Annotated in this window: 24 protein-coding genes; 14 read left to right on the top strand and 10 right to left on the bottom strand. The window is 65.2% G+C overall.

What is annotated here, in order from left to right; all coding sequences use genetic code 11:
- Window positions 1–14: 14 nt before the first annotated feature.
- Window positions 15–1103: a ribosome small subunit-dependent GTPase A gene (gene rsgA / locus GHT07_RS17055; RefSeq protein WP_153586303.1), complete on the bottom strand. Its 1089-nt coding sequence runs from the start codon at window positions 1101–1103 to the stop codon at window positions 15–17.
- A gap of 359 nt (window positions 1104–1462) precedes the next feature.
- Between rsgA and GHT07_RS17050 the strand changes: the two genes are divergently transcribed.
- Complete coding sequence (locus GHT07_RS17050) at window positions 1463–1729, top strand: DUF3297 family protein (RefSeq protein ID WP_153586302.1); 267 nt, start codon at window positions 1463–1465, stop codon at window positions 1727–1729.
- Between the two features lie 101 nt (window positions 1730–1830).
- Here GHT07_RS17050 and GHT07_RS17045 read toward each other — a convergent pair whose 3' ends face one another.
- From GHT07_RS17045 to GHT07_RS17030, 4 genes are all read right to left on the bottom strand, one after another.
- The gene (locus GHT07_RS17045) at window positions 1831–2037 is read right to left on the bottom strand and encodes a CsbD family protein (RefSeq protein ID WP_153586301.1); all 207 of its coding nucleotides are present in this window, start codon (window positions 2035–2037) and stop codon (window positions 1831–1833) included.
- Window positions 2038–2129: 92 nt separating this feature from the next.
- Window positions 2130–3950: an ABC transporter ATP-binding protein gene (locus tag GHT07_RS17040; RefSeq protein ID WP_153586300.1), complete on the bottom strand. Its 1821-nt coding sequence runs from the start codon at window positions 3948–3950 to the stop codon at window positions 2130–2132.
- Window positions 3940–5694, bottom strand: a complete 1755-nt coding sequence (locus GHT07_RS17035) for an ABC transporter ATP-binding protein (RefSeq protein ID WP_153586299.1) — start codon at window positions 5692–5694, stop codon at window positions 3940–3942. The genes GHT07_RS17040 and GHT07_RS17035 overlap by 11 nt, the downstream gene beginning before the upstream one ends.
- Before the next feature lie 172 nt (window positions 5695–5866).
- Complete coding sequence (locus GHT07_RS17030; RefSeq protein WP_153586298.1) at window positions 5867–7510, bottom strand: tetratricopeptide repeat protein; 1644 nt, start codon at window positions 7508–7510, stop codon at window positions 5867–5869.
- A gap of 140 nt (window positions 7511–7650) precedes the next feature.
- Between GHT07_RS17030 and paaA the strand changes: the two genes are divergently transcribed.
- The 10 genes from paaA to GHT07_RS16980 all read left to right on the top strand — a co-directional run bounded on the left by paaA (window position 7651) and on the right by GHT07_RS16980 (window position 16891).
- The gene (paaA, locus tag GHT07_RS17025) at window positions 7651–8661 is read left to right on the top strand and encodes a 1,2-phenylacetyl-CoA epoxidase subunit PaaA (RefSeq protein ID WP_153586297.1); all 1011 of its coding nucleotides are present in this window, start codon (window positions 7651–7653) and stop codon (window positions 8659–8661) included.
- The gene (gene paaB, locus GHT07_RS17020) at window positions 8658–8957 is read left to right on the top strand and encodes a 1,2-phenylacetyl-CoA epoxidase subunit PaaB (RefSeq protein WP_153586296.1); all 300 of its coding nucleotides are present in this window, start codon (window positions 8658–8660) and stop codon (window positions 8955–8957) included. The genes paaA and paaB overlap by 4 nt, the downstream gene beginning before the upstream one ends.
- A gap of 9 nt (window positions 8958–8966) precedes the next feature.
- Window positions 8967–9740 carry a 1,2-phenylacetyl-CoA epoxidase subunit PaaC gene (paaC, locus tag GHT07_RS17015; RefSeq protein ID WP_153586295.1) on the top strand — a complete coding sequence of 258 codons (774 nt, stop codon included), beginning with the start codon at window positions 8967–8969 and terminating at the stop codon, window positions 9738–9740.
- A complete protein-coding gene (gene paaD / locus GHT07_RS17010; RefSeq protein WP_407646648.1) occupies window positions 9734–10279 on the top strand; it encodes a 1,2-phenylacetyl-CoA epoxidase subunit PaaD in 546 nt (181 codons plus the stop codon). The genes paaC and paaD overlap by 7 nt, the downstream gene beginning before the upstream one ends.
- Before the next feature lie 7 nt (window positions 10280–10286).
- Complete coding sequence (paaE, locus tag GHT07_RS17005; protein WP_153586294.1) at window positions 10287–11372, top strand: 1,2-phenylacetyl-CoA epoxidase subunit PaaE; 1086 nt, start codon at window positions 10287–10289, stop codon at window positions 11370–11372.
- A 26-nt stretch (window positions 11373–11398) separates the two neighbouring features.
- Window positions 11399–12013: a TetR/AcrR family transcriptional regulator gene (locus tag GHT07_RS17000; protein ID WP_153586293.1), complete on the top strand. Its 615-nt coding sequence runs from the start codon at window positions 11399–11401 to the stop codon at window positions 12011–12013.
- Between the two features lie 29 nt (window positions 12014–12042).
- Window positions 12043–14088, top strand: coding sequence for a phenylacetic acid degradation bifunctional protein PaaZ (paaZ, locus tag GHT07_RS16995; protein WP_153586292.1), 2046 nt, complete (start codon window positions 12043–12045; stop codon window positions 14086–14088).
- 48 nt (window positions 14089–14136) lie between these two features.
- A complete protein-coding gene (locus tag GHT07_RS16990) occupies window positions 14137–14679 on the top strand; it encodes an NADPH-dependent FMN reductase (RefSeq protein ID WP_153586291.1) in 543 nt (180 codons plus the stop codon).
- 308 nt (window positions 14680–14987) lie between these two features.
- Entirely contained in the window at window positions 14988–16325 is a 1338-nt protein-coding gene (locus GHT07_RS16985) for an aromatic ring-hydroxylating dioxygenase subunit alpha (protein WP_153586290.1), read from the top strand.
- Between the two features lie 89 nt (window positions 16326–16414).
- Window positions 16415–16891 (top strand): aromatic-ring-hydroxylating dioxygenase subunit beta, encoded by a 477-nt coding sequence (locus GHT07_RS16980; protein ID WP_153586339.1) that lies wholly within the window; start codon window positions 16415–16417, stop codon window positions 16889–16891.
- A gap of 13 nt (window positions 16892–16904) precedes the next feature.
- Here GHT07_RS16980 and GHT07_RS16975 read toward each other — a convergent pair whose 3' ends face one another.
- From GHT07_RS16975 to tsaE, 3 genes are all read right to left on the bottom strand, one after another.
- Window positions 16905–17114, bottom strand: a complete 210-nt coding sequence (locus GHT07_RS16975) for a glycine zipper 2TM domain-containing protein (protein WP_153586289.1) — start codon at window positions 17112–17114, stop codon at window positions 16905–16907.
- A gap of 178 nt (window positions 17115–17292) precedes the next feature.
- On the bottom strand, window positions 17293–18705 hold the full coding sequence (locus GHT07_RS16970) for an N-acetylmuramoyl-L-alanine amidase (protein ID WP_153586288.1): 1413 nt from the start codon (window positions 18703–18705) through the stop codon (window positions 17293–17295).
- Complete coding sequence (tsaE, locus tag GHT07_RS16965; protein WP_407646651.1) at window positions 18702–19181, bottom strand: tRNA (adenosine(37)-N6)-threonylcarbamoyltransferase complex ATPase subunit type 1 TsaE; 480 nt, start codon at window positions 19179–19181, stop codon at window positions 18702–18704. The genes GHT07_RS16970 and tsaE overlap by 4 nt, the downstream gene beginning before the upstream one ends.
- Here tsaE and queG point away from each other — a divergent pair.
- Complete coding sequence (gene queG, locus GHT07_RS16960; RefSeq protein WP_153586286.1) at window positions 19164–20243, top strand: tRNA epoxyqueuosine(34) reductase QueG; 1080 nt, start codon at window positions 19164–19166, stop codon at window positions 20241–20243. The two genes, tsaE and queG, sit on opposite strands and share 18 nt — an antisense overlap.
- A gap of 33 nt (window positions 20244–20276) precedes the next feature.
- Here queG and GHT07_RS16955 read toward each other — a convergent pair whose 3' ends face one another.
- Together GHT07_RS16955 and GHT07_RS16950 are read right to left on the bottom strand one after the other, a co-directional pair.
- Window positions 20277–21563, bottom strand: a complete 1287-nt coding sequence (locus GHT07_RS16955) for a 7TM diverse intracellular signaling domain-containing protein (protein ID WP_153586285.1) — start codon at window positions 21561–21563, stop codon at window positions 20277–20279.
- A gap of 72 nt (window positions 21564–21635) precedes the next feature.
- Entirely contained in the window at window positions 21636–22541 is a 906-nt protein-coding gene (locus GHT07_RS16950; protein ID WP_323740978.1) for an AEC family transporter, read from the bottom strand.
- 124 nt (window positions 22542–22665) lie between these two features.
- On the opposite strand from GHT07_RS16950, the gene GHT07_RS16945 reads away from it, so the two are divergent.
- Both GHT07_RS16945 and xerD read left to right on the top strand, forming a co-directional pair.
- On the top strand, window positions 22666–23628 hold the full coding sequence (locus GHT07_RS16945) for a tripartite tricarboxylate transporter substrate binding protein BugE (RefSeq protein ID WP_153586284.1): 963 nt from the start codon (window positions 22666–22668) through the stop codon (window positions 23626–23628).
- Window positions 23625–24521, top strand: a complete 897-nt coding sequence (gene xerD / locus GHT07_RS16940; protein WP_153586283.1) for a site-specific tyrosine recombinase XerD — start codon at window positions 23625–23627, stop codon at window positions 24519–24521. Before GHT07_RS16945 ends, xerD begins: the two co-directional genes overlap by 4 nt.
- Window positions 24522–24527: the final 6 nt, after the last annotated feature.

Here is a 24527-nt window from a genome sequence, read left to right as displayed (position 1 = left end):
GCTCGCGCGGCTCACTAGGGCCGCTTGTTGCGAAGTCGCGCTGCACTTGCCTTGTGCAGCGACTTCCACTTCGACCGCTCGGCAATGCGGTCGAGCGGTGTCTGCTCGCTGCGTGCGGCATCGCGCATGAGCTTGTGGAAGTTGAGCAGCCGGTCTGCGGCCACGTGCGCGGCCACGTTGCAGCCTGGCTCGCCCTGATGCCGGCAGTCGCGGAACTGGCATGCTTTTGCCAGCATCTCGATGTCGTCGAACGTGGCGGCGAGTGCTTCGCTGTCCGCATCGGGCCGCCAGGTCCGCAGGCCGGGTGTGTCGATGATGCAGGCGCCTTCACTGCACAGGTGCAGCGAGCGTGACGTTGTCGTGTGCTGGCCGCGGCCATCGCCTCGCCGCACGGGGCCCGTGTCTTGCAATGGCTCGCACGTCAACGTATTGGTAAGCGTTGATTTGCCTGCACCTGACGAGCCGAGCAGCACCAGCGTCTGGCCCGCGCCGAGCCACGGCGCGAGTTCGACGCGTGCCTGTGCATCGAGTCCGTTGACGGCAATGATGGGCAGGTTCGCGGGCAGTCGCTCGCGCAGTTCGGCGACGCGCTGCTGCACGTTGGTGCCAATGTCCGCCTTGGTCAGCACCACGACGGGCGCGACACCCGCGGCGCCGGCCATTGCGATGTAGCGCTCCATGCGCCGCGGGTTGAAGTCTGCGTCCAGGCCCATCGCGAGCAATGCGGTGTCGATATTGCTCGCGAGCGACTGGCGCCGCCCGTCGTTGGCGCGCCGCGCGATGTGGGTGAAGGGCGGTATGCGGGTGGTGATCCACCAATCGCCGGGCGCGTGCTGCTGCACGAGGACCCAGTCGCCCACGGCAAGCGTTGTGGCCTGCGCTTGCAGGACATGGAGCAGTCGCGTCGCAGCGCGTGCGCGGTGCTGTGAATCTCCATCGTGCAGCGTGAACTGGTCACGCTGGGTTTCGACGATGCGCATGAGCTGGGTGGCGTCGTCTGCGTTGGCCGGTACAGCCGAGGTTGAGGTTAAAGAGGCAATGTGCTGGATGAGCTCTTGGTTGAGCCCGATCCTGCGCAGTTTTGCGAAATCGAAATCGATCATTGTGGGGTGCAATCCAGTGCTTCGCTCGCGCGCAGGGCGCGAACAGGTGACCCGTGCGTGCGCCATGCACGCCGGGCCTGAGGAAGGGGTGTGGATGCCGGCCGCTGAAACAGCGGCGATCAACTCGCGGGAATCAACTCGCGGGGATCACCTTGCGGGGATCACCTTGCGGGGATCACCTTGCGGGAATCACCTTGCGGTGATCAATCTGTGATCTGGGGAAGCGCTGAATAGATCAGGCGGCCGACAGGATGAGGGCAAGGGGCGTGTTCGTCATTGCTTTGTCTCCTGTGGCGGTGGATGGGAACGCGGAGTCTGCCACCGCACATGGGGTGGGTCAAGCGCGCGACAATAGGGCGATGGAAGAGAACAACACACCCAACCCCGCCGCTGCCAAGCCAGCATTGCCCGACCGCCTCTCGGCCGATCCGTCGAGCAAGTTTCATGTCGCCGAAATTTTCCAGCACGACATCGGTATTCGCTTCAATGGCAAGGAGAGGCGAGATGTCGAGGAATACTGCATCAGCGAAGGCTGGGTCAGTGTGCCGTCGGGCAAGACGGTGGACCGCAAGGGCAACCCTGTGATGATCAAGCTCAAAGGTCCTGTCGAAGCGTTCTATCGCTGAACAATGAAAAATCGCCCGAGCGAGGCCGGGCGATGATCTGGTGAGTGTGCGTTCATGTCGCGAGCGTGCATTGCAGCCCGCCCGGCATGGAACGCGCTGGCTCAGCGGTTCTTCAGTTTGTCTGCCGCGTCGTCGATCAGGTCGTCCACCTTGGCGACTGCGTCGCCGACATTCTTCTCGGCCTTGCCCTCTTGTTCGCGGATGTGGCCCTTGAGTTCCTGCTCTTTGCTGCCAATGGCGCGGCCGACATGCTCTTGCACTTCGCCTGCAGCTTCCTTGATACGGCCTGTGACTTGTTCCTTGTTCATCTGGAGCTCCTTGAGATAACGAAAAGTCCAGACTAGCGCGGCTGTGGCCCGCCTCATGCAAGTACAGAGGCGGCAAGCCTGTGGGAGCCGGACTACGCAGCAGATTCAGGCTCCTCTTCTTCCAGCTGCTGGAGCAGGTAAAGGCGCTGGTACAGCCCGTTGTCGATGGCCATCAGCTCGCTGTGCGTGCCCAGCTCGGCGATGCGCCCGTGGTTGAGCACCACAATGCGGTCGGCATCGCGAACCGTCGAGAGCCGGTGCGCAATGGCGACGATGGTCACCTTGCCGCGCAGCTGCGTGAGCGCGCGCTGCACGATCTGCTCGGTCTCGGAGTCGATGTGTGACGTGGCTTCGTCCAGGAACAGGATGCGCGGGTCGCCCGCCAGCGCACGCGCAATGGCGATGAGCTGCTTTTGCCCCACAGACAGGCGCGCGCCGCCTTCGCCCAGCGGCGTGTGGTAGCCGCCTTCAAGCGCCGCAATGGAGTCATGCGCATGCGCGGCGCGCGCGGCCCTCTCCACCTGCTCATCGCTGAGCGTGCGGCCCATCGTGATGTTCTCGCGCGCGCTTGCAGCCAGCAGGAAGGGCTCCTGCGGCACCAGGCCGACGCGATCGCGGAAGTGGTCCTCGCCAATCGCATCGACGGGCGTGCCGTCCAGACGGATGCTGCCAGCTGGCGCCGGGTAGAAACGCAGCAGCAGCGAGAGCAAGGTGCTCTTGCCGCTGCCCGTGTGGCCGACGATGCCAACGAAACTGCCGGGGGCGATATGCAGGTCGATGTCGTGCAGCACGGGCCGGCCCGGCAGGTATTCGAAGTTCAGGTGATCGATTGCAATGCCGCCGGCCGTGACTTCGCCTTGCGCGACGGCCACAGGCGCCTCGGCTTCGCGCAGCAGCACATTCACGCGCGCCGCGCCCACCATCGCCTGCTGCAGCTGCGAGAACTGCATCGTGATCTGGATCAGCGGCTCGACGACCCGGCCGATGTAGTTGATGAAGGCGTAGATCACGCCGACTTCCAGCGCCGTCATCGCTGTGCCATGGCTGCGTGAGCCGAAGACGTAGATCACCACGCAGACGAGCAGCACATTCATGAAGTCGAGCACGGGGCGCAGCAGCCATGCGTTGGCGCGTATTTCAAGCTGGCGCGACTGGTAGTGCGCCTCGTTCAGGCCCGCAAAGCGTGCGTTGAACCGGGGCGCTGCGTTGCTGGCCTGCAGGATGGGCATGCCGCCGATCGACTCGGCCATCTGTGCGTTGAGTTCGCTGCGCAGCTCGCGCGAGCGTGTCACGGCCGGGGCCGAGAGGCGCTGGTAGGCATACACAATGACCACCACCACCGGCAGCAACGTCGCCACTATGAGCATCAGCCGCCAGTCAAGCCACAGCATCGCCGTCATGGCGCCGCACAGCACGATCACGCTGTCGAGCATGACAAACAGCACCTGCACATAGAGCGTCTTCACCGCCTCGGTGTCGTTGGTGACGCGGCTGACCAGCTGGCCCGTGATGGCGCGGTCGAAAAAGCTCATGGGCAGGCGCAGCACATGGCCGTAAACGTTTTCGCGGATACGCCGCACGGAGCGCATGGCCAGGCCGGCCAGCCGCGTGAGTTGCATGAAGCGGATCCAGCTCGCTGCCATGCCGGCGACGAGCGCGCCTGCAATCAGCGCGGCGATCTGCGGCACCTGCGCGTCGCGCGGCAGCAGGTAGTTGTCGATGAGGTACTTGCCGGCGAGCGGGCCGAATGTTTCGAGCAGCGCGGCGACGACGAGCCAGATCACGCCCTGGATGATCAGCTTGCGCTCGGGCGCGGCGGCGCGCAGCAGCAGGTTGGCGGCGTCGTTGAAGAGCTCGCGCTTGGGCAGCTGCTCGACGGGCGGCGATGTGGTGATGACGGTATCAGCTGGCATCGAGGCTCGCCTGAAGTTGTTGGTAGCGCCACTGGCGCGCGTACCAGCCGTTGCCTGTGGCGCCGCCCGTCACCAGCTCGGCATGCGTGCCTTGCTCGGCGACGTGGCCATCGCGCAGCACGATCGTTTCGTCGGCATCGGCGACTGTGGACAGCCGGTGGCTCACGATGATCACCGTGCGGCCGACGCGCGCTTGCCGCAGGTGCGCGAGGATGCGCGACTCGGTGTCGGTGTCGACCGCCGACAGTGCGTCGTCGAGCAGCAGCAGCGGCGCATCGGCCAGCAGCGCGCGCGCAATCGCGACGCGCTGGCGCTGCCCGCCCGAGAGCGTCACGCCGCGCTCGCCCACCGGCGTGTCGTAGCCATTCGGCAGTCGCGAGATGTCGTCGTGCACGGCGGCGAGCATGGCAGCGTGCATCACTTGCTCGCGTGTCGCGTCGGGGCGGGCGAGCGCAATGTTTTCAGCGACGGAAGCAGAGAACAGGAACGGCTCCTGTGGCACCCACGCGATGCCGGCGCGCAGCGCGTCGAGCGTGTAGTCGGCAAGCAGCACGCCGTTCCATTCGATGGAGCCTTGCGCCGGCGCATCGTGGCGCATCAACAGGCGCAGCAGTGTGGACTTGCCCGCGCCCGTGGGGCCGACCAGTCCGAGCGTGCGGCCGGGTGCGAGGCTGAGCGACACGTTGTCGAGGGCTGGCCGGGGCTGGCCGGGATAGCTGAAGCTCACGCGCTGCGCCACAACCGGCCCGGGCGTCACGCTGGCAACCGTGCCGTGATCGTCCACCGTCAGCGGCATGTCGAGCACCGGCTGCAGCCGCTCCCACGCCGCCTTGCCGCGCTCGAGCAGTGACAGCACCCAGCCTGCCGCAAACATCGGCCAGATCAGCTGGCCCAGGTAGAGGCTGAACGACGTGAGCTGGCCCACCGTGAGCTCGTCGTGCCACACCAGCCAGCCGCCTACGCCCAGCGTGGTGGCCGTTGCCGTCGCGAGCGTGAAGCCGACAGCCGGCTCGTAAGCTGCTTCCCAGCGCTGTGCATCGAAGCTCGCGTCGGCAGCCGCGCCGGCGAGTTGCGAGAACTGCGTCTCGCTGCGGCCCAGCAGGCCGAGGGCGCGAACGGTGCGCACGCCCGACAGTGTTTCCTGCACGTGGTCGTTGAGTGCGCCGAAGCGTTCGAGCGACAGGCGCGATGCCTCGTGCACGTGGCGCGAGATCCACCAGAAAGCGATGGCCATGAGCGGGAAGGGCAGCAGCGCCATCGCGGCGAGCCGCCAGTCGACGCCCAGCGTCATCACCGCAACGATCAGCGCCAGCGTGAGGCTGCCGTCGAAGCCGGCGAGCATGGCTTCACCGGCGGCGGCTTCGACAGCGTCGATGTCGTTGGTGGCCAGCGCCATCAGGTTGCCGGTGCGCTTTTGCTGGAAGAAGGCGGGCCCCTGCAACGACAGGCGGTGGTACAGGCGCTGGCGCAGCTCGACGCCCAGCCGCATCGACGCGGCAAACAGCCGCAGCCGCCAGCCTGCGCGAAAGAAGTAGACCATGACGCCTGCTGCTATGAGCCAGCCGAGCTGCAGCATCAGCTGCGTGCCTTGCAGCTGGTTGGCGACCAGTGCGTCGACCACATGGCCGATCTGCCGCGGAATCCAGACGCTCAGCACCGCAATGCCCGCCAGCATCAGCGCCGAGGAGGCGTAGGCGGCGGAATGGCGACGCAGGAACTGGCCGATCAGGCGGTAGAGGGACATGCGAAAAAAAAAGGGGCGGGCCGCCCTTGTGGGGCAGCATGGCTCGAAGACTGGGATGACGAATTCTAGGCAAGAATGCTGCATGCCGTGATGCACACAGCAAGTTCACCGGCTGCCTGCAGCACTAGCGCATGTTCACTACTGAGCCGCATGCCTGCGAAGGTGCTCCAGCTCAGGCCTTCTTCTCGATCGCCTTCGCGATGCCGCGCGCCGCCCACGGGCTGCCGGGCCTCTCGACGAGCGCCTCACGGTAGGTGGCTTCAGCTTCCTTGAATTTGCCCGCGCGCAGCTGTATTTCACCGAGCTTCAACTTCGTGCCGTCCCCCAGCGCGGGTGGCTCTTGCGCGTCGATCTTCTCTGCGGCCTTGACCATCGCCTGCTGCTGCGCAATGGCTTCGTCGAACTGCTTCTTGGCGAGCGCCACCTCCGCCTGCAAGCCGGCTTGCGCTGTGTCGGCCATGGCGCGCAGGTTGCGTTGCTGCCTGCTGCTCTTGGTGTACTTGTCTTTCACACCTGTTGCCGTGGCCTTGAGTGCGACCAGCGTTGCGTCAGCTTCGGCCAGCCGCCCCAGCCGCGCCTGTGCCACGCCGCGGGCGTACTCGAACCACAGCTGCGAGATGCCCCTGTCACCCTCTGGCTTGGGCTGCGCCAGGATCTTGTCCCACTGCTCGAAGCGCACGAGCGTGACGAGCGGCAGGCTATTGACGTATTCGGCAAACGCGTGCGGCGTGCCGGGGAACATTTCGCGCATGGCCAGCGCCGTGGTCATGGCAGCGTCTTCGCGCTCGGCCATCAGCGAGGCGTACCAGAGGAAGTGCTGGTTGTGGCCGCGCCAGTCCTTGGTCGTCTCGAAGCCTTGGGCCTTCTGCGTTTGCGCGAGCGTGGCGTCAGCGGCGACGGCGCTCTCGTTCACACGCACTGCATCGGCATAGCGGCCGACATTCACGAACGTGTGCGCGGGCATGTGCACCAGGTGCGGCGACAGGGGCGCGAGCTTGCCCAGCCGGTCAGCTGCCGCCACGGCGCGATGGGCCACGTGCCGGTCATCGACCATGTGGATCATGTAGTGATTGATGCCGGTGTGGCCGGTGTTCGCAGTGAGCAGACGCTCGAGCCGGTCAGCCACTTCGCCCACGCGGCCGACGGGTTTGCCGTCGGCCGTCCATGCATCGTCGCCCGGTGTGGCGATGAGTTCGGCCTCGGCGTAGAGCGAGAGGATGTCTGCGTCCATCGGGTACGCATCCGCGAGCTTGCGCATGCGATCGGCATAGGCGGCGTCGAGCGGATTGACGTCATCGCTTTCACTGGCAGCACCCTTGCCGCAGACCATGGCCACCAGCGGCGCAGTCTCCCGGGCCGTGCTCTCGTGGGCGTAGCGAATGGCAAGCGCCTCGACCAGGGCGCGCTCGCGCGGCGTGGCGTTGGCCAGGCGCTTGAGCGCGTAATCCACGTAGTTCACTGCATCGGCTTCGCGCCGACCGCTGTCGTTGATGTTGGGGCCGAGCTGCCAGGCCACGCCCCACGCGCACATCGCGCACTCGGGGTCTTGCGCGAGCGCGGCCTTGAACGTGCGCACGGCCTCGTTCTCGTTGAAGGCATAGGCTTGCAACACACCTTCATTGAAGAGCTTGCGCGCGGCTTCGGATCGTGTGGTGATGGCAATGCTGGAGCTGCCGTAGCCGTCCAGGTGCGGCGCCCTGGCGGTGAAGTCGGGCGCGAAGGGCGCGGGCACGTTTGCGCATGAAAGCAGCGCCGCCGTGCAGGCCAGCGCGATCGATGTACGGGTGAAAGAACGTGCAGAACGTGCGATGGGCATGCAGGAACTCCTGGCGTCGAGCTGGCAGTATGCATGGGTTCACCGGCGCAAGTGCAGCCAAATCGATGGGACGTTTGACAGCTTGCACTGCCTCTCCTATTATCGACCGCTTGGTCGGTAATCTCTTTTCAGGAGAGCGCATGTACACGCAGGCAATGGACACGATGGGCAAGGACGAAGGCGCTGCAAAGGCCGTTCGCTCGGCTGAGGAAATGAAGCTGCAAGAGCGCTTTGATGCCCGCATCGACAACGGCGACTTCATCGAAGCCAAAGACTGGATGCCGGACCACTACCGCAAGACGCTGGTGCGGCAGATCAGCCAGCACGCCCACTCTGAAATCGTCGGCATGCTGCCCGAAGGCAACTGGATTTCACGCGCGCCCACCCTCAAGCGCAAGGCCATCCTGCTGGCCAAGGTGCAGGACGAAGGCGGCCACGGGCTTTACCTGTATTCCGCCGCTGAAACACTGGGCACCTCGCGCGACCAGATGATTGAAGCGCTGCATAGCGGCCGCGCGAAGTACAGCTCCATCTTCAACTACCCCACACTCACCTGGGCGGATGTTGGCGTGATCGGCTGGCTCGTCGATGGGGCGGCGATCATGAACCAGGTGCCCATCTGCCGTTGCTCGTTCGGCCCCTATGCGCGCGCGATGATCCGCGTGTGCCGTGAAGAAAGCTTCCACCAGCGGCAAGGCTACGAGGCCTTGCTCACCATGATGGAAAAGGGCACGGAAGCGCAGCGCGTGATGGTGCAGGACGCGGTCAACCGCTGGTGGTGGCCGTCGATCATGATGTTCGGCCCGCCGGACGACCAGTCGCCCAACAGCGCGCAGTCCATGCGCTGGGGCATCAAGCGCGTGTCGAACGACGAGCTGCGCCAGAAGTTCATCGACGCCACCGTGGAGCAGGCCAAGCTGCTCGGCGTGACGCTGCCCGATCCTGAACTCAAGTGGAACGAAGAGCGCCAGCACTACGACTTCGGCAAGATCGACTGGGACGAGTTTTTCAACGTGATTGCAGGCAATGGCCCGTGCAACCGTGAACGCCTGGCCGCGCGCGTGAAAGCGTGGGACGAAGGCGCCTGGGTGCGTGAGGCCGCCATGGCCTACGCAGCGAAGCAAACCGAACCGATGAAGGAGGCCGCATGAACGCCGTCACCAAAAGCAATGAATGGCCCTTGTGGGAAGTGTTCGTGCGCAGCAAGTCGGGCCTGGACCACAAGCACTGCGGCAGCCTGCACGCGTCTGACGCGAAGATGGCCATCCAGATGGCGCGTGACGTGTACACGCGCCGGCAAGAGGGCACCAGCGTGTGGGTCGTGCAGTCGGACCAGATCGTCTCCAGCGACCCGGGCGACAAGGACATGTACTTCGACCCGATGGAAGACAAGGTGTATCGCCACCCCACGTTCTACAAGCTGCCCGCAGCTGTGGACCACATGTAAGGCATGCACATGCAAGCGTCGATCCGCGTCACCCTGACTCCCGCCGTGCAGTACCTGCTGCGCATCGGCGACACCGCGCTCGTGCTCGGCCAGCGAATCGCCGAATGGACGGGCCACGCACCCCAGCTTGAAGAAGACATAGCGCTGGCCAACATGGCGCTCGACCTCGTGGGCCAGTCGCGCGCCGTGCTCACCTATGCGGGCGCTGTCGAGAGTGCGGGCCACGATGAAGATGATTTCGCCTTCCTGCGGGACGAGCGCGACTACCGCAACGTCACGCTCGTCGAGTTGCCGCGTGGCGACTTCGCGTTCACCGTGCTGCGCAACGCGATGATGGGCACGTTCTTTCGCCATCTGTGGGACGCACTCAGGTCATCGAGCGACCCGGAGCTTGCGGCCATTGCAGGCAAGGCCGTGAAAGAAGCGCGCTACCACCAGCAGCATGCGGCAGACTGGATGGTGCGCCTGGGCCACGGCACCGATGAATCGCGCCGCCGCCTCACGCAGGCCATGGCTGACCTGTGGCATTACTCGGCTGAGCTGTTCGCGTCGGACGCGATCGACGAAGCCGCGCATGCGTCAGGGCTCGGCCCGCGTTGGGGTGACTTGAAAGACGCGTGGATGCGCGACATGGGCGAGATCCTCACCGCATCAGGCATTGCCATGCCGGCTGAGTCAAAGTTCCTGAGCACGGGCAAGAGTGGCGTGCACAGCGAACACATGGGCTTCATCCTGGCTGAAATGCAGTACCTGCAGCGCGCCTATCCCGGGGGCGTGTGGTGACACAGCCCGCCACACGCGCCGGCCGCGCAGAGCAGCAAGCCACGCGCGCCAGCCGCGCATGGGACGTGCTGGGCGGCGTGCTCGACCCCGAAGTGCCGGCGCTGTCGGTGCGCGACCTGGGCATCGTGCGCGACGTGATCGACCACGGCGACGAGCTCGAAGTAGTGCTGACGCCCACGTATTCCGGCTGCCCCGCAACGGAAGTGATCGAGCAGAGCTGCCTGGCAGCCATCAACGCAGAAGGGCTCGGCCCCGTGCGCGCCACGCTGCAACGCTCGCCCGCGTGGACGACCGACTGGATCACCCAAGAGGGCCGCCGCAAGCTGAACGACTACGGCATTGCGCCGCCCGGCCCGGCGATGCCAGAGGCTGAGCAGCCGATTCGCGTGTTTGGCCGCCGGCGCGAGCCTGATGTCGCCTGCCCGCGCTGCGCCAGCCTGCACACCGAGAAGCTCGCCGCGTTCAGCTCCACCGCATGCAAGGCGATGTATCGGTGCCTCAGCTGCCGCGAGCCGTTCGAGCATTTCAAACCCATCTGACAAGCGAATGACCCCCATCTTCCATCCGCTGCGCGTGCGCGCCATCCAGCCCGACACGGCCGAGGCCGTGATCGTCTCGTTCGATGTGCCGCAAGCGCTGCGATCGGTCTTCGGCTTCACGCAGGGCCAGTACCTCACGCTGCGCAAGGAGATCGAGGGCGAAGACCTGCGTCGCTCGTATTCGATCTGCGCGGGTGTGGACGACGGCGAGCTGCGCGTGGGCGTGCGCAAGGTCAAGGGCGGCGTGTTCTCGAACTGGATCAACGACCACCTGCAGCCTGGCGACACGATCAATGTGATGGCGCCGCAGGGCCGCTTCTTCGTGCCGATCGAGCCGAATGCGCAGCGCCACCACCTGGGCATTGCAGGCGGCAGCGGCATCACGCCCATCCTGTCGATCATGAAGACGGTGCTGGCGCGCGAGCCGCACAGCCGCTTCACGCTGATCTACGGCAACCGGGCGCTGCGCTCGACGATGTTCAAGGAAGAGATCGAGGACCTGAAAGACAGGTACATGACGCGGCTGGTGCTCAACCACGTGTTCTCCGACGAGCACACTGACGCGCCGATCAACATGGGCCTGATGGACCGCCACAAGCTCGGCGAGTTCCTGTCCACCGTGGTGCCCGCCGCGCAGGTGGACCACGCGTACATCTGCGGCCCGTTCCAGATGAACGACGAGGCCGAGGCAGCGCTGCTGGCGGCGGGCGTGCCTGAAGACCGCATCCACATCGAGCGCTTCGGCATCGCGCAGCAGGCGGCGGGGCAGGTTGGCGCTGTGGTGCATGAAGCGCGCCCGGGAGACGCGGAGCAGTCGAAGGTGACGATCATTCGCGATGGCATGCGCCGCGAGATCCAGTTCTTCAAGGGCCAGCCGAGTCTCCTCGATGCGGCGTCGGCGGCCGGGCTGGAAGTGCCGTACTCGTGCACGTCAGGCGTGTGCGGAACCTGCCGGGCGAAAGTGATCGAGGGCGATGTGCGCATGGAGCGCAACTTTGCCCTCGACAAGAATGAAGTGGCCAATGGTTTCGTGCTGACATGCCAGTCGCACCCCATGACCGAGCGCGTCGTCCTGTCATTCGACGAACGCTGACCCAACGCTCAACGCTCAACCAAAAAATGGGACGCGGCCGCCATGCGGGTTATGACGACCAGCGCGGGATGATCCTCGTGCAGGCCGCGGCGCTGTTTGCGCAGCGCGGCTACCCGGCCACTTCGATGAATGAAGTGGCGCAGGCCTGCGGCCTGTCGAAGGCCACGCTGTATCACTACTTCGAAGACAAGTACGCCTTGCTCGTGAGCATCTGCGACAGCCATGTCACGCGGCTGCAGGGCATCGTGCTTGCCACGCTCACGCATGAGCCCACGCCACAGCGACGCCTGCGCGAGCTGATCCGCCGCCTCGTGGAGGAATACGCCGACGCGCAGGACGCGCAGCGCGTGCTCACGCAGGACGTGAAGTTCCTGCAGGACCAGGACCGCCACCGCATCCTCGACAAGGAACGCGAGGTCGTCAATGGCTTCGCGCGCGTGGTGGGCGAGCTGCGGCCCGAACTGGCCCAGGTGGCCATGAGCAAGCCGCTGACCATGCTGCTGTTCGGCATGGTCAACTGGATGTTCACCTGGATGCGGCCGAACGGCGCGCTGGATTACGACCAGATGGCGCCCATCGTCACGGACTTGTTCCTGGGCGGGCTCTCGGCCGTGAAGCTGCCCGAAACCCAGCAGGCATGACAAACAACGATTCGAACGAGGATTGACAAATGACCACCACGCTTCAGAGCTACATTGCCGGCCAATGGGTTGGCAAGCAAGCCGCGCAGGAACTGCGCAGCGCCGTCAACGGCCGGCCTATCGCGTCAACGCACGCTGACAAGATCGACTTTGCGCAAGCGGTGCACCACGCGCGCAAGGTGGGCGTGCCCGCGCTGCTCAAGCTCGACTTCCAGCAGCGCGCCGAGCGGCTGAAGGCGCTCGCAAAATTCCTGGGTGAGCGCAAGGAAGCGCTGTATGCCATTTCGGCGCACACAGGCGCCACGCGCAACGACAGCTGGATCGACATCGAAGGCGGCAGCGGCACGCTGTTCGCGTATGCGGGCGTCGGCTCGAACGAGCTGCCCTCGGGCAACGTCGTTCATGAAGGCCCGGCGCTCTCGCTGGGCAAGAAGGGCGGCTTTGCGGGCACCCACATCCTCGTGCCGCGCGGGGGTGTGGCGGTGCACATCAACGCGTTCAACTTCCCCATCTGGGGGCTGCTTGAAAAGTTTGCGCCGAGCTTTCTGGCGGGTGTTCCATGTATCGGCAAGCCTGCGACGTCAACGAGCTACCTGACTGAAGCGATGGTCCGCCTCGTGATCGAGTCGGGCATCCTGCCTGAGGGCAGTTTGCAACTGGTGATCGGCAGCACGGGCGACTTGCTCGACCGCCTCGACGGGCAGGATGTGGTCACGTTCACCGGCTCTGCCGATACGGCCGCCAAGCTGCGCGTTCACCCGAACATCGTTCGCCACTCGATCCCGTTCAACGCCGAGGCCGATTCGCTCAACTGTGCGGTGCTCGCGCCCGATGTGGAGCCGGGCGATGAAGAGTTCGACCTGTTCGTCAAGGAAGTCGCACGCGAGATGACGGTCAAGGCCGGCCAGAAATGCACGGCCATCCGGCGCGCGATCGTGCCGCGGCGGTATATCGACGAAGTCTCGCAACGCCTGCGCGCGCGGCTGGCCAAGACCGTCGTCGGCGACCCTTCGCTCGCCGACGTGCGCATGGGCGCGCTGGCGTCGCATGACCAGCAACGCGATGTCGGCGAGCGTGTTGCCGCGCTGCTGCAAAACGCTGAGCTTGTGTTTGGCGAGCGCGATGGCTTTGCGCCCCAGGGCGAGGGCGTTGCGCAAGGCTCGTTCTTTGCGCCGACACTGCTGCTCGCGCGCAACCCGATGGGCGACGACAGCGTGCACGACATCGAGGCGTTCGGGCCCGTGAGCACGTTGATGGCCTATGACGGCATCGACGAAGCGCTCGCGCTTGCGGCCAAGGGCAAGGGCAGCCTGGTGTGCACGCTTGTGACCAAGAGCGCGGCGACTGCGGCGCAGTTCGTTCCCGCAGCTGCCATGACGCACGGCCGCATCCTTGTGCTCGACCGTGAAGCTGCCGTTGAATCGACGGGCCACGGCTCGCCGTTGCCGATGCTCAAGCATGGCGGGCCGGGCCGCGCGGGTGGTGGTGAAGAGCTGGGCGGCGTGCGCGCGGTGAAGCATTACCTGCAGCGCACGGCGGTGCAGGGTTCGCCCTCGATGCTGGCGGCAGTGACCGGTGAGTTCGTGCGCGGCGCGAAGGTCACGGAAGACGGCACGCATCCGTTCCGCAAGTATTTTGAGGAGCTGAGCATTGGCGACTCATTGCTCACGCACAGGCGCACCGTGACGGAGGCTGACATCGTCAACTTCGGTGGCATGAGCGGTGACTACTTCTACATGCACTTCGACGAGATCGCCGCGAAGCAATCGCAGTTCGGCAAGCGCATTGCGCACGGCTACTTTGTGCTGTCGGCGGCGGCGGGCCTGTTCGTGTCGCCCGCGCCGGGGCCGGTGCTGGCGAACTACGGGCTGGACACGCTGCGCTTCGTCAAACCCGTGGGCATTGGCGACACGATTCGCGCGCGCCTGACTGCCAAGCGCAAGATCGACCGCAACCGCAAGGACGCGAATGGCGTCGGGCAGGGTGTGGTCGCCTGGGATGTTGAGGTGACGAACCAGGACGAGGAGGTGGTCGCGAGTTACGACATCCTCACGCTGGTCTCCAAGCGGAGTTAGGTCGCAACCCATAAGATGCCGGGTGTCATTCATCACCAGGGCATCAACATGAAGGTACTCGGAATCTGCGGCAGCCTGCGCAAGGCGTCTATCAACCGGATGGCGCTGCACGCGGCGCAGGCGCTCGCGCCAGCGGGCATGCAAATCGATATCGCCGATATCTCGGAGATTCCGCTCTACAACGAGGATGTGCACGCTGCCGGCTTGCCGCCTTCGGTGCAGGCGTTTCGCGCCGCGATCAAGGCTGCGGATGCGTTGTTGATTGTCTCGCCCGAGTACAACTTCTCGATACCGGGTGTGCTCAAGAACGCCATCGACTGGGCTTCGCGCCCGCCCGAGCAGCCGTTCGACGGCAAGCCCACGGCCATCATGGGTGCGAGTCCGGGGCAGGTTGGCACGGCGCGTATGCAATATCACTTGCGCCAGACGCTTTTGTTTCTCAACACGCAGACGGTGGTCAAGCCTGAGGTCTTTATCAACATGGCTTCGGGCAAGTTCAACGCGCAGGGTGAACTGACCGACGAGGGGACTAAGAAGGTTATTGCTGACCTTCTGTTGTCGCTGGAGAAGACTGCGTTGCGTCCTCGGTAAGTCTGTTCGACGGTTCGGGGGTGGACTGCGAGCGGCGGGTGGCCTTTTCCCTCCGTGTCCCCCGCCGGCCCTAGGGGCCGAGCTCCTCCTTTACCTGCGGGAAAAGGCCACCCACCGCTCGCAGTCTGCGCAGTGCGGTGATTGATCAACTCAGTGATAACGCGCTTGTCCGAAACTCGCGCGCAACGGTTATCACCGAGTAACAACTCAACGGCTCTGAGCGGTGCCACACAGCAGCCGTGGCACTACCCCGAATGTCCCCCAACGACCCAAGAGCAAAATTGCTAAGTAAGCGTATTATTTTGCAAATGACCGCTGAGCAAACTTCTTTGGGCAACGAGCACAACTGGAAAGACGCCACCTCCAGTCGCGTGCCGTTCTGGGCGTACACAGACGCACAGCTGTACCAGCGCGAGCTCGACCGGATTTTCTATGGCGATCACTGGAGCTACGTGGGGCTCGAGATTGAAGTGCCGAATATCGGTGACTTCAAACTGAGCTGGATCGGCGAGCGGCAGGTGATCCTGGTGCGCGACCGCGTGGCGCCTAAAGATCGGGCGACAGACACTGGCATTCGCGTGGTCGAGAACCGTTGCGCGCATCGTGGTGTGCGGTTTTGCCAGCAGCCGCACGGCAATGCGCGCAGCTTTGTGTGTCCGTATCACCAGTGGACCTACAAGCTCAATGGCGATCTGGCGGGGTTGCCCTTCAAGGACGGCGTGAAGGCCGAGCAGGCCGACGGCACACCATGCGTCAACGGCGGCATGCCGGCTGACTTTGATATCAAGGACCATGGGCTGACCAAGCTGCGGGTCGCGGTGTTGCATGGACTGGTGTTTGCCACGTTCAGCGACAGCGCACAGTCCCTGGACGACTATCTCGGGCCGCAGGTGATGCCCTGGCTGGACCGCATCTTCAAAGGCCGCACGCTCACGCTGCTGGGCTACAACCGCCAGCGCATTCCAGGCAACTGGAAGCTGATGATGGAGAACATCAAGGACCCGTATCACCCCGGCCTGCTGCACACGTGGTTCGTCACGTTCGGTCTGTGGCGCGCGGACCAGAAAAGCCGGATGGTGATGGATGAACAGGGGCGGCACGCGGTGATGATTTCGCGGCGCAATGAAGGCGGGCAGAACGCCGCCGTGACGCAGGGCGTGACATCGTTCAAGGCCAATATGGCGCTGCATGACGACCGGCTGCTCGACGTGGTGGCCGAGCCGTGGTGGACGATCGACGATCCGTCGAATCCGGGCAGCCACATCACGCCGACGGTGACGATGATCACGCTGTTCCCCAGCTTGATCATCCAGCAGCAGGTGAATTCGCTATCGACACGGCATATCGTTCCGCGCGGTGAGGGCGAGTTCGACTTCGTGTGGACGCACTTCGGCTTTGCCGACGACACGCCGGAGATGACGCGGCGGCGATTGCGCCAGGCGAACCTGTTCGGCCCGGCCGGGTTCGTGAGTGCAGACGATGGCGAGGTGATTGAGTTGAGCCAGCAGGGCTTTGCCCAATGGGGCGATGGCGGCTCGACGCTGTGCGAGCTGGGCGGAACGGGCACAGAAGCGACTGAACACATGGTCACCGAAACGCTGATTCGCAGCATGTACGCCTACTGGCGCAAGGTGATGGCGCCATGAGTGGCTATTCAGACGAAGCGTTTGATGCTGGCCGCCCGGCATCGCCGGCGCCTGCGCGGCAAAGTGCCGCATCATCGACACAGGCGTTGATGCTGCGCCTGCAGGTCGATGCGCTCAATGCCGCCTATGCAGCTGCGCTTGACGAGCGCCGCTTCGACGACTGGCCCGAGTTCTTCACCCAAGACGCGCTCTACCAGGTGCAGGCCCGCGAGAACTTCGACCGCGGCCTGCCGTTGTCGCTGATGGCACTGGAGAGCAAGGCGATGATGAAGGATCGCGTGTACGGCATCACGCAGACGATCTACCACGCGCCGTATTACACGCGGCATGTGATTGGCCCTGCGCAGCTTCTCGCGCCACAGCTGCTCTCGCACGAGGGCGATCGCATCCGGGCCCAGGCTCACTACGCGGTGTTCCGCACGCGGCCCGGTGACGCCACGCAGGTGTACAACGTGGGCCGCTATCTCGATGAATTCGTGCAAACGCCGGCGGGCCTGAAGCTGGCCAGCCGGCGTTGCATTTACGACAGCGAGATGGTGCTCAACTCGCTGATCTATCCGATCTGAGCTTGCCGGGCGCTTAGCGCTTGGTGGCCTGGTTGCCGATGTACGCACCGGCAGCAGCGCCGCCGATCACACCGACAGGCCCGCCGATCACGGCGTCGCCCACGACACCACCCACGACGGCGCCGCCCACCGTACCGGCAGTCTGGCGATCCATGGTGCCGCAAGCGGTCAGGCCCAGCAGCGAAGCGGCGAGTGCAGCCGTAGCAATCAGTCTGGTTTTCATGATGTACCTCTCTTGTGTTGAACTGCAGGCGCGTTCGCAAGTGCGTACGCTTCGATGAACCTGTGGTGCAACTCTAGGGAGCGTTGAAGAGGCGCAGGTGTAGGAGAAGGGGCGCGCGGCGAGTCGGCAGCGGGCGCGACAAGCTCAGCGGCGCCCCAGTACAGGGGTTGATCGGCCCCTACACCACCCGGCTGCGTGCAAGCGGCGGGTTCTTCGCGAAGTAGCGCTCGATGCCGCGCATGATCGCGTCGGCCAGCTTCTCCTGGTAGTCGTCGCTGCGCAGGCGCTGCTCTTCTTCCGGGTTGCTGATGAATGCGGTTTCGACGAGCACGCTGGGAATGTCTGGCGCCTTCAGCACGGCAAAGCTGGCCTGCTCGACACTGCCTTTGTGCAACTTGCCCACGCGCACGATCTCGCCGAGCAGCGCGCTGCCGAGCTTGAGGCTGTCGTTGATCTGGGCGGTGGTGCTCATGTCGAGCATGGCGAGCGAGACGTGGCGGTCTTTCGTTTTGACGTTCACGCCGCCAATCAGGTCGGCGCGGTTTTCCTTGTCGGCCATCCAGCGCGCGGCGGTGCTCGACGCGCCGCCCTGGCTCAAGGCAAACACGCTTGCACCGCGGGCTGTGGGCGTGAGGAACGCGTCGGCATGCAGGCTCACGAACAAGTCGGCCTGAACGCGCCGCGCCTTTTCCACGCGCACCTGCAGCGGCACGAAGAAATCGGCGTCGCGCGTGAGGAAGGCGCGCATCGGGTTGCCGTTGACGGACGACGCATTGATGCGTTCGCGAAGGCGATGCGCAATCTGCAGCACGACATCTTTCTCGCGCGTGCCCGCCGGGCCGATCGCACCGGGGTCTTCGCCGCCGTGGCCCGCGTCCAGCGCGACGATGATCAGGCGGTCGGTTTTGCTGGGCAGGGGCGCTGCAGGTGAGGGCGGCGCCGAGGCGGACGGCGGCGTTGGTGCGGGCGCGGCCTGCGCACTGGGGACCACGCCGGCTTGCGGCGTCCTGTCGAGGCGCTGGGCAATCAACTCGCCCAACGGATCGCCGGGCGGCGCGGCAGGCGCTGCGGGAGCTGAGGGAGCGGAAGCCGCCGGTGGCGAAGGCGGCACCGGCCGGGCTGGCGCAACCGGCTTTTCCTTCAACCGCTCGGCGATCAGTGCTTCCAGTGGATCGACTTCCTTGACGGGATAGAAGTCGAACACGAGCCGGTGCTGGTACGCGGCCACGGGCGACAGCGCGAACACCTGTGGCACGGCAGGCTGCTTCAACTCCACCAGCAGCCGCACGACGCCCGGCGCCTGCTGCGTGGCGCGTATGCCAGCGATGAAGGGGTCGTCCGCGCGCACCTTGCCGACGAGTTCGCGCAGGTGTCCATTGAGCTCCAGGCCTTCGATGTCCACACCCAGGCGCGGCGGATTGGTCATGACGACCTGCTTGCTCGACAGCTTGGTGTCGGACTCGATCGTCACGCGCGAATATTCGGGCGCGGGCCACACCCGCACGGCCACGATGTTCGCGCCGTGTGCAATGTGGGCGGCACCCAGTAGCAGCGCGAGGCTGCCGCCTTGCAGCACGTCACGCCGCTTCATGCGAGCAGCTCCTGGCCGCGCGCTGTTTGTGCGCGCAAGGTGACGTGGCGCGTCTCCTGCGCGTCCGGCTCGATCTGCATGACGAGATCGGCGAGCGGCAGCAGGCCCTGCGCTTTCTCGGGCCATTCGGCGATCTTCAGGCCGGCGCCCGCGAACAGGTCGCGAAAGCCCGCGTCTTCCCATTCCTGCGGGTCATTGAACCGGTAGAAGTCGAAGTGCCAGACCCGCATCGAAGGCAGCTCATACGGTTCGACCACGGCATAGGTGGGGCTCTTGACGCGGCCCTGCACGCCCAGCGCGTGCAGCAGGTGCCGCACGAAGGTGGTCTTGCCGGCGCCCAGGTCGCCATGCAGCTCGATGAATGCGTCGGCGATGGCCGGATGCGCGGCGAGCTTTGCAGCGAAGGCCCGTGTGTCGTCTTCGGTGTGCCAGACGGCGCTTCCTACAATCGGCGGGTGATGTTCAACGGTGGTCAGGCAACAGGTCCTCAATGGGTCGCGCAGATCCAGGAGTGGGCGCGCGAACTCGGATTTTCCCAAATCGGCGTGGCAGGCGTCGATCTTTCTTCGGCCGAGCCCGGTTTGCTGGCATGGCTGGCCAATGGCTTCCATGGCGACATGGCCTACATGCAGGCCCACGGCTTGAAGCGTGCGCGCCCCGCTGAGCTTGTTCCGGGAACCGTGAGCGTGATCACCGTGCGGATGGATTACCTGCCGCGCGACACGCCTGGCGACTGGCAGGCTGTCGAGTTCGCGCGCCTGCAGCGCCCGCATGAGGCCATTGTGTCGGTGTATGCGCGAGGCCGCGACTATCACAAGGTGCTGCGTGCGCGGCTGCAGGCCCTGAGCGAGCGCATCGCGCAGCGCATCGGTGCGTTCGGCCATCGCGTCTTCACCGATTCCGCGCCTGTCCTTGAAGCCGAACTGGCTGCTCGCAGCGGCCAGGGCTGGCGCGGCAAGCACACGCTGGTGCTGTCGCGCGACGCGGGGTCGATGTTCTTTCTGGGCGAGATCTACGTCGACTTCGCGTTGCCCGAAACAGAGCCTGTCACCGATCACTGCGGCAGCTGCCAGGCGTGCATCGACGTCTGCCCCACGCAGGCGATTCTTGGCCCCGGCAAGCTCGACGCGCGGCGCTGCATCTCGTACCTGACGATCGAGCATCACGGCGCTATCCCCGAGGACTTGCGCGCGTTGATGGGCAACCGCATTTACGGCTGCGATGACTGCCAGCTCGTTTGCCCGTGGAACAAGTTTGCACAACGCAGTGCCCTGCCGGACTTCGATGAACGCGCTGGGCTGACAGGCCGGCAGCTCACCGATTTGTTCGCGTGGTCTGAAGGCGAATTCCTGCAACGCACCGAAGGCAGCCCGATCAGGCGCATCGGTCATGAACGCTGGCTGCGCAATGTGGCGGTGGCGATGGGCAACGCGTTGCGCGACCGCGATTCGCCCGATGTGCGCGCTGCATTGCAGTTGCGGGCCAGCGATGCCAGCGCGCTGGTGCGTGAACACGTGTCGTGGGCGCTGGCGCAATAGCGGCGTTGCGCCAACGAAGAGACAGCAGGCCCGTCAGGCCCGGGCGCGCACCCCTGGGGTGACCGGTGCGATTGCGGCGCCGGCCCGGATACGCCGGCGGTGGCCGAACTGTGCCTTTTCAACGGGCACCGTCTCGCCTGTCAGCGGGTCGCGCATCGCAGCGCGCGACGCCATCGCGCGTGCGGCTTCGGCCAGATGCTCGGCTTCGTGCAAAAGGTCTTCAACTTCACTGTCTTCGCGCGCGCCCATGTGCACCACACCGACGCCGATGTCCACGCGCACCTGGACCATCGTGCCGTCGGCAGACTTCACGTGCATCGGCTTGCGCATGGCGCTGGCCACGCGCAGGCCCATCGTGCGCAATGCGGCGGGCGAGTGAATGGACTCGGACAGCGCGATGAAGCAGCGCTCCCAGTAGCGCCCGACGGGATTGACTGCGCCCAGCTGCCTTTGCAAGCGGTGCGCGACTTGCAGGTACACCTCGTTCAACGCGCCGGTGCCGGCCTGCGACACGATGCGCTCGGGCTGGAAGACCAGCACGGCAATCACCGCGCCATCGCGCCGCGTGCGCCGCCTGCGCTCCTGGGCCTTGATCAGCTGCCGCACAAACGGCGCGCCCGAACGCAGCTTGGTCACGGGGTCGAACTGCGAGTGTTCCGGCTCGAAGCCGTGCATGCGGCGTGCGCGCTCATTGCGCTTCCAGAGCATGGCGCCAATCGTGGCCAGGCACAGCACGCAGACCGAAGCGAACATCGCCTGCAAGCCGGTGCCGATGCCCGGCACGCCGAGCGCAATGCCATAAAGGCCGCCGACGCCTACCAGCATCAGCATGCTGCCGATCGCGATGCCCAGGGCGAGCGCGTCACCGTGCATGCGTGCGCGAACGCACATCCAGATCGACAGGCCAACATTGACCATCACGATGATGGCTGCGGCGGGCAGCTGCTGCGAGTGCGGCAATGCCAACGTCGCCATGCCCAGCACGATGGCGGCGACGCCGCTGCCCAGGAGCGCCCTGTCCATGAACCGGTCGCGCTGGCGCGCGCCGAGCCAGCCGCGAATCCAGTAGTTGCCAAGAAAGGAGCAGAGCGGGCCGACCAGCACTTGCGCGGTGTGCAGCGCTGAAGGGTTCAGCTCCGGCACCAGCGCGCGGGGCACGCCGCTGAGCAGGAGCACGAACAGGAGTGCGACGATGTTGTAGGCCGTGCCTTGTGCGGCGGCGACGCTTCGCGTCATGAGAAGGTCAGCCGCGCAGACGAGTACCACCAGTGAAATGGCTCCGCTGGCAGCGCTCCATATCGCAAGTTCGAACTCGCTCATGCAGTCACGATGACATAAATTTCACACTTGCGCTGGAAAAAAGCGTGCACATTTCACGCAAACGGCAAGTGTCTATCGCAGGGCGACGAGCGCAAAGCTCAGGCTGGCGACGCCGAGCAGCGTCGAGAGTGTGACGAGCCCCGCCACATAAGCGCCGTTGTAGCCCATTCGCGAGGCCAGCACATAGCAGCTCGACGCGGTCGGCAATGCGGAGAAGGCAAGCAGTACGGCTGTTTGCGCCGGGTCGAGGCGCAGCAGGCGCGCCAGGCCGAATGCGACAAGTGGCAGCAGCAAGTGGCGAATGGCCAGCACGCTCACCGCCAGTGCCTTGGCCTGGCCGAGGGTGCCGAACTGCATGCCGGCGCCAGCGGACATGAGCCCCAATGCGAGCGACGCTGCGCCGATGCGCGAGAGCGTCGGGTCGAGCCAGCCCGGCACCTTCAGGCCAAGCAGGTTGGCCACCAGGCCCGAGACAGTCGCAATGATCAGCGGGTTGCGCAGCAACGCCCGGCCCAGGTGCGCCTCGCCGTGCCGTGCCATCGGCCACACGGCGGCCACATTGAAGAGCGGCACGCAAAAGCCGATCAGCACGGCGATGAGCAGCAGCCCTTGTGCGCCCGCGAGCTTCTCTGCAATGGCCAATGCCACGAAGGAGTTGAACCGGAAAGCCACCTGCGCGGCGCCGGCGTGTTCGCGCGCATCGATGTGCCGGCCAAGCCAGGGCAGGTGCGGCAACGCGTAAGCCATCGCAATGCCGCTCACCCCCATCAGCAGGCCCGCCGCAATCAGGCTCGACGTCGCGCCCAGGTCCAGCGGGCTCTTGACGATGGAGTGAAAGAGCAGGACCGGGAAGAGAAAGTAGTAGACAAGGCTTTCGACCTGGTCCCAGACGGCGCGGCCGAGTGGGGTGTAGCGGCAGATCAGGTAGCCACAGAGGATCAGGGAAAAGTCGGGAAACAGGAGCTGGGCAAAGTTCACCCGGGTGAGGATAAGCGAGCCCTACGGGATTGCCCCTATGGGTAATCCACACGCGCGGTTTTCAAGCTCGCCTGTAGCATTCGCGGGGTCGCGCCCGTGCGTGTTCAATTCAAGGAGTGTTTCGATGAAATCCAGATTGGTCCTGTCTGCCGCGCTGCTGATTGCTGCGGGCCCGGTGCTCGCCCAGGGTTATCCCAACAAGGTCATCAAGCTGGTCGTGCCTTTTGCACCCGGCGGCACCACCGACATCATCGCGCGCGTTATTGCCGAGCCGCTGGGCAAGGCGCTCGGCCAGTCGGTCGTGGTTGAAAACAAGGCGGGCGGCGGCGGCGTGGTTGGCGCGCTCGATACATCGCGCGCAGCTCCTGATGGCTACTCGCTGGGCATGGCGACAGTGTCGACCGTTGCCGCCAATCCGGCCATCAACCCGAAGATTCCGTACAACTCGCTGACCGACTTCACGCCCATCACGAACATTGCGGCCACACCCAACGTGATCGCCGTGCACCCCACGTTCCCGGCCAAGGATTACAAGACGTTTGTTGCCGAGGTGAAGAAGGCGCCGGGGCGCTATTCGTATTCATCGTCGGGCACGGGCGGTATCGGCCACCTGCAGATGGAGCTGTACAAGAACCTCTCGGGCACGTTCATCACGCACATCCCGTATCGCGGCGCGGGCCCTGCGCTCAACGACACCGTGGCTGGCCAGGTGCCGATGATCTTCGACAACCTGCCATCGGCCTTGCCTTTCATCAAGGAGAACCGGCTGGTGCCCATCGTCGTTGCGGCGCCCACGCGCGTGGCAAGCTTGCCGAACGTGCCGACCTTCAAGGAAATCGGCCTTGAGCCCGTGAACCGCATGGCCTTCTACGGCATCTACGGCCCGAAGGGCATGCCGGCAGATATCGTCGCCAAGATCCACGATGGCGTGGTCAAGGCCCTGCAGGACCCCGCTGTGCGCAAGCGCATCGAGGACACCGGCTCGATCATCATCGGCAACACGCCGCAGCAGTTCGCCGAGCAGATCAAGGCCGAGTATGAGGTCTACAAAAAGGTCGTCGACAGCGCGAAGCTGAAGCTGGATTGAGCCAAGCAGCGCCTGCGGCAGGCATCGACACATTCATCGACGGCCTCTGGCTGGAGGAGGGCTTGTCGCGCAACACGCTGGCCGCGTACCGGCGTGACCTGACGCTGTATGCGCAGTGGCTCGCCGGGCAGGGGCGCGCGCTTGACACCACGACCGAAGCTGACCTCAACGCCTACTTCGCTGCGCGTCACTCGCAAAGCCGTGCGACCACGGCGAACCGCCGCCTCACGGTGTTCAAGCGCTACTTCCGCTGGGCGCTGCGCGAGCGGCTGGTCAGCGCAGACCCTACGCTGCGCCTGGAGTCGGCCAAGCAGCCGCTGCGCGTGCCCAAGACGCTGAGCGAGGCGCAGGTGGAGGCTTTGCTCGCCGCGCCGGACATCGACACGCCGCTGGGCCTGCGCGACCGCACGATGCTGGAGCTGATCTACGCGAGCGGTCTTCGCGTGAGCGAGCTGGTCGGCTTGAAGACGTTCAACGTGAGCCGCTCCGAAGGTGTGCTGCGGGTGCTGGGCAAGGGCAGCAAGGAAAGGCTGGTGCCGTTCGGGCAGGTCGCGGCTGACTGGATTGACCGCTACCTGAAGGACGCACGCGCCCTGATCCTCAACGGCCAGCAGAGCGACGACTTGTTCGTGACCTCACGCGGCCAGGGCATGAGCCGCGTGATGTTCTGGATGATCGTGAAGAAGAACGCGCTGGCGGCGGACATCCACTCGCCGCTGTCGCCGCATACGCTGCGGCACGCCTTTGCGACGCATCTGCTCAATCACGGTGCCGATTTGCGCGCGGTGCAGATGCTGCTCGGCCACGCGGACATTTCGACGACGACGATTTATACGCACGTCGCGCGCGAGCGGCTCAAGCAGTTGCACGCGCATCACCACCCGCGCGGGTGATTTTCC

The sequence above is a fragment of the Caenimonas koreensis DSM 17982 genome (genome assembly GCF_009646335.1).
Classification (GTDB): domain Bacteria; phylum Pseudomonadota; class Gammaproteobacteria; order Burkholderiales; family Burkholderiaceae_C; genus Ramlibacter; species Ramlibacter koreensis.
The sequence above is the reverse complement of the archived record's forward strand: the minus strand, read 5'-3'. Positions and strand labels throughout refer to the sequence as shown.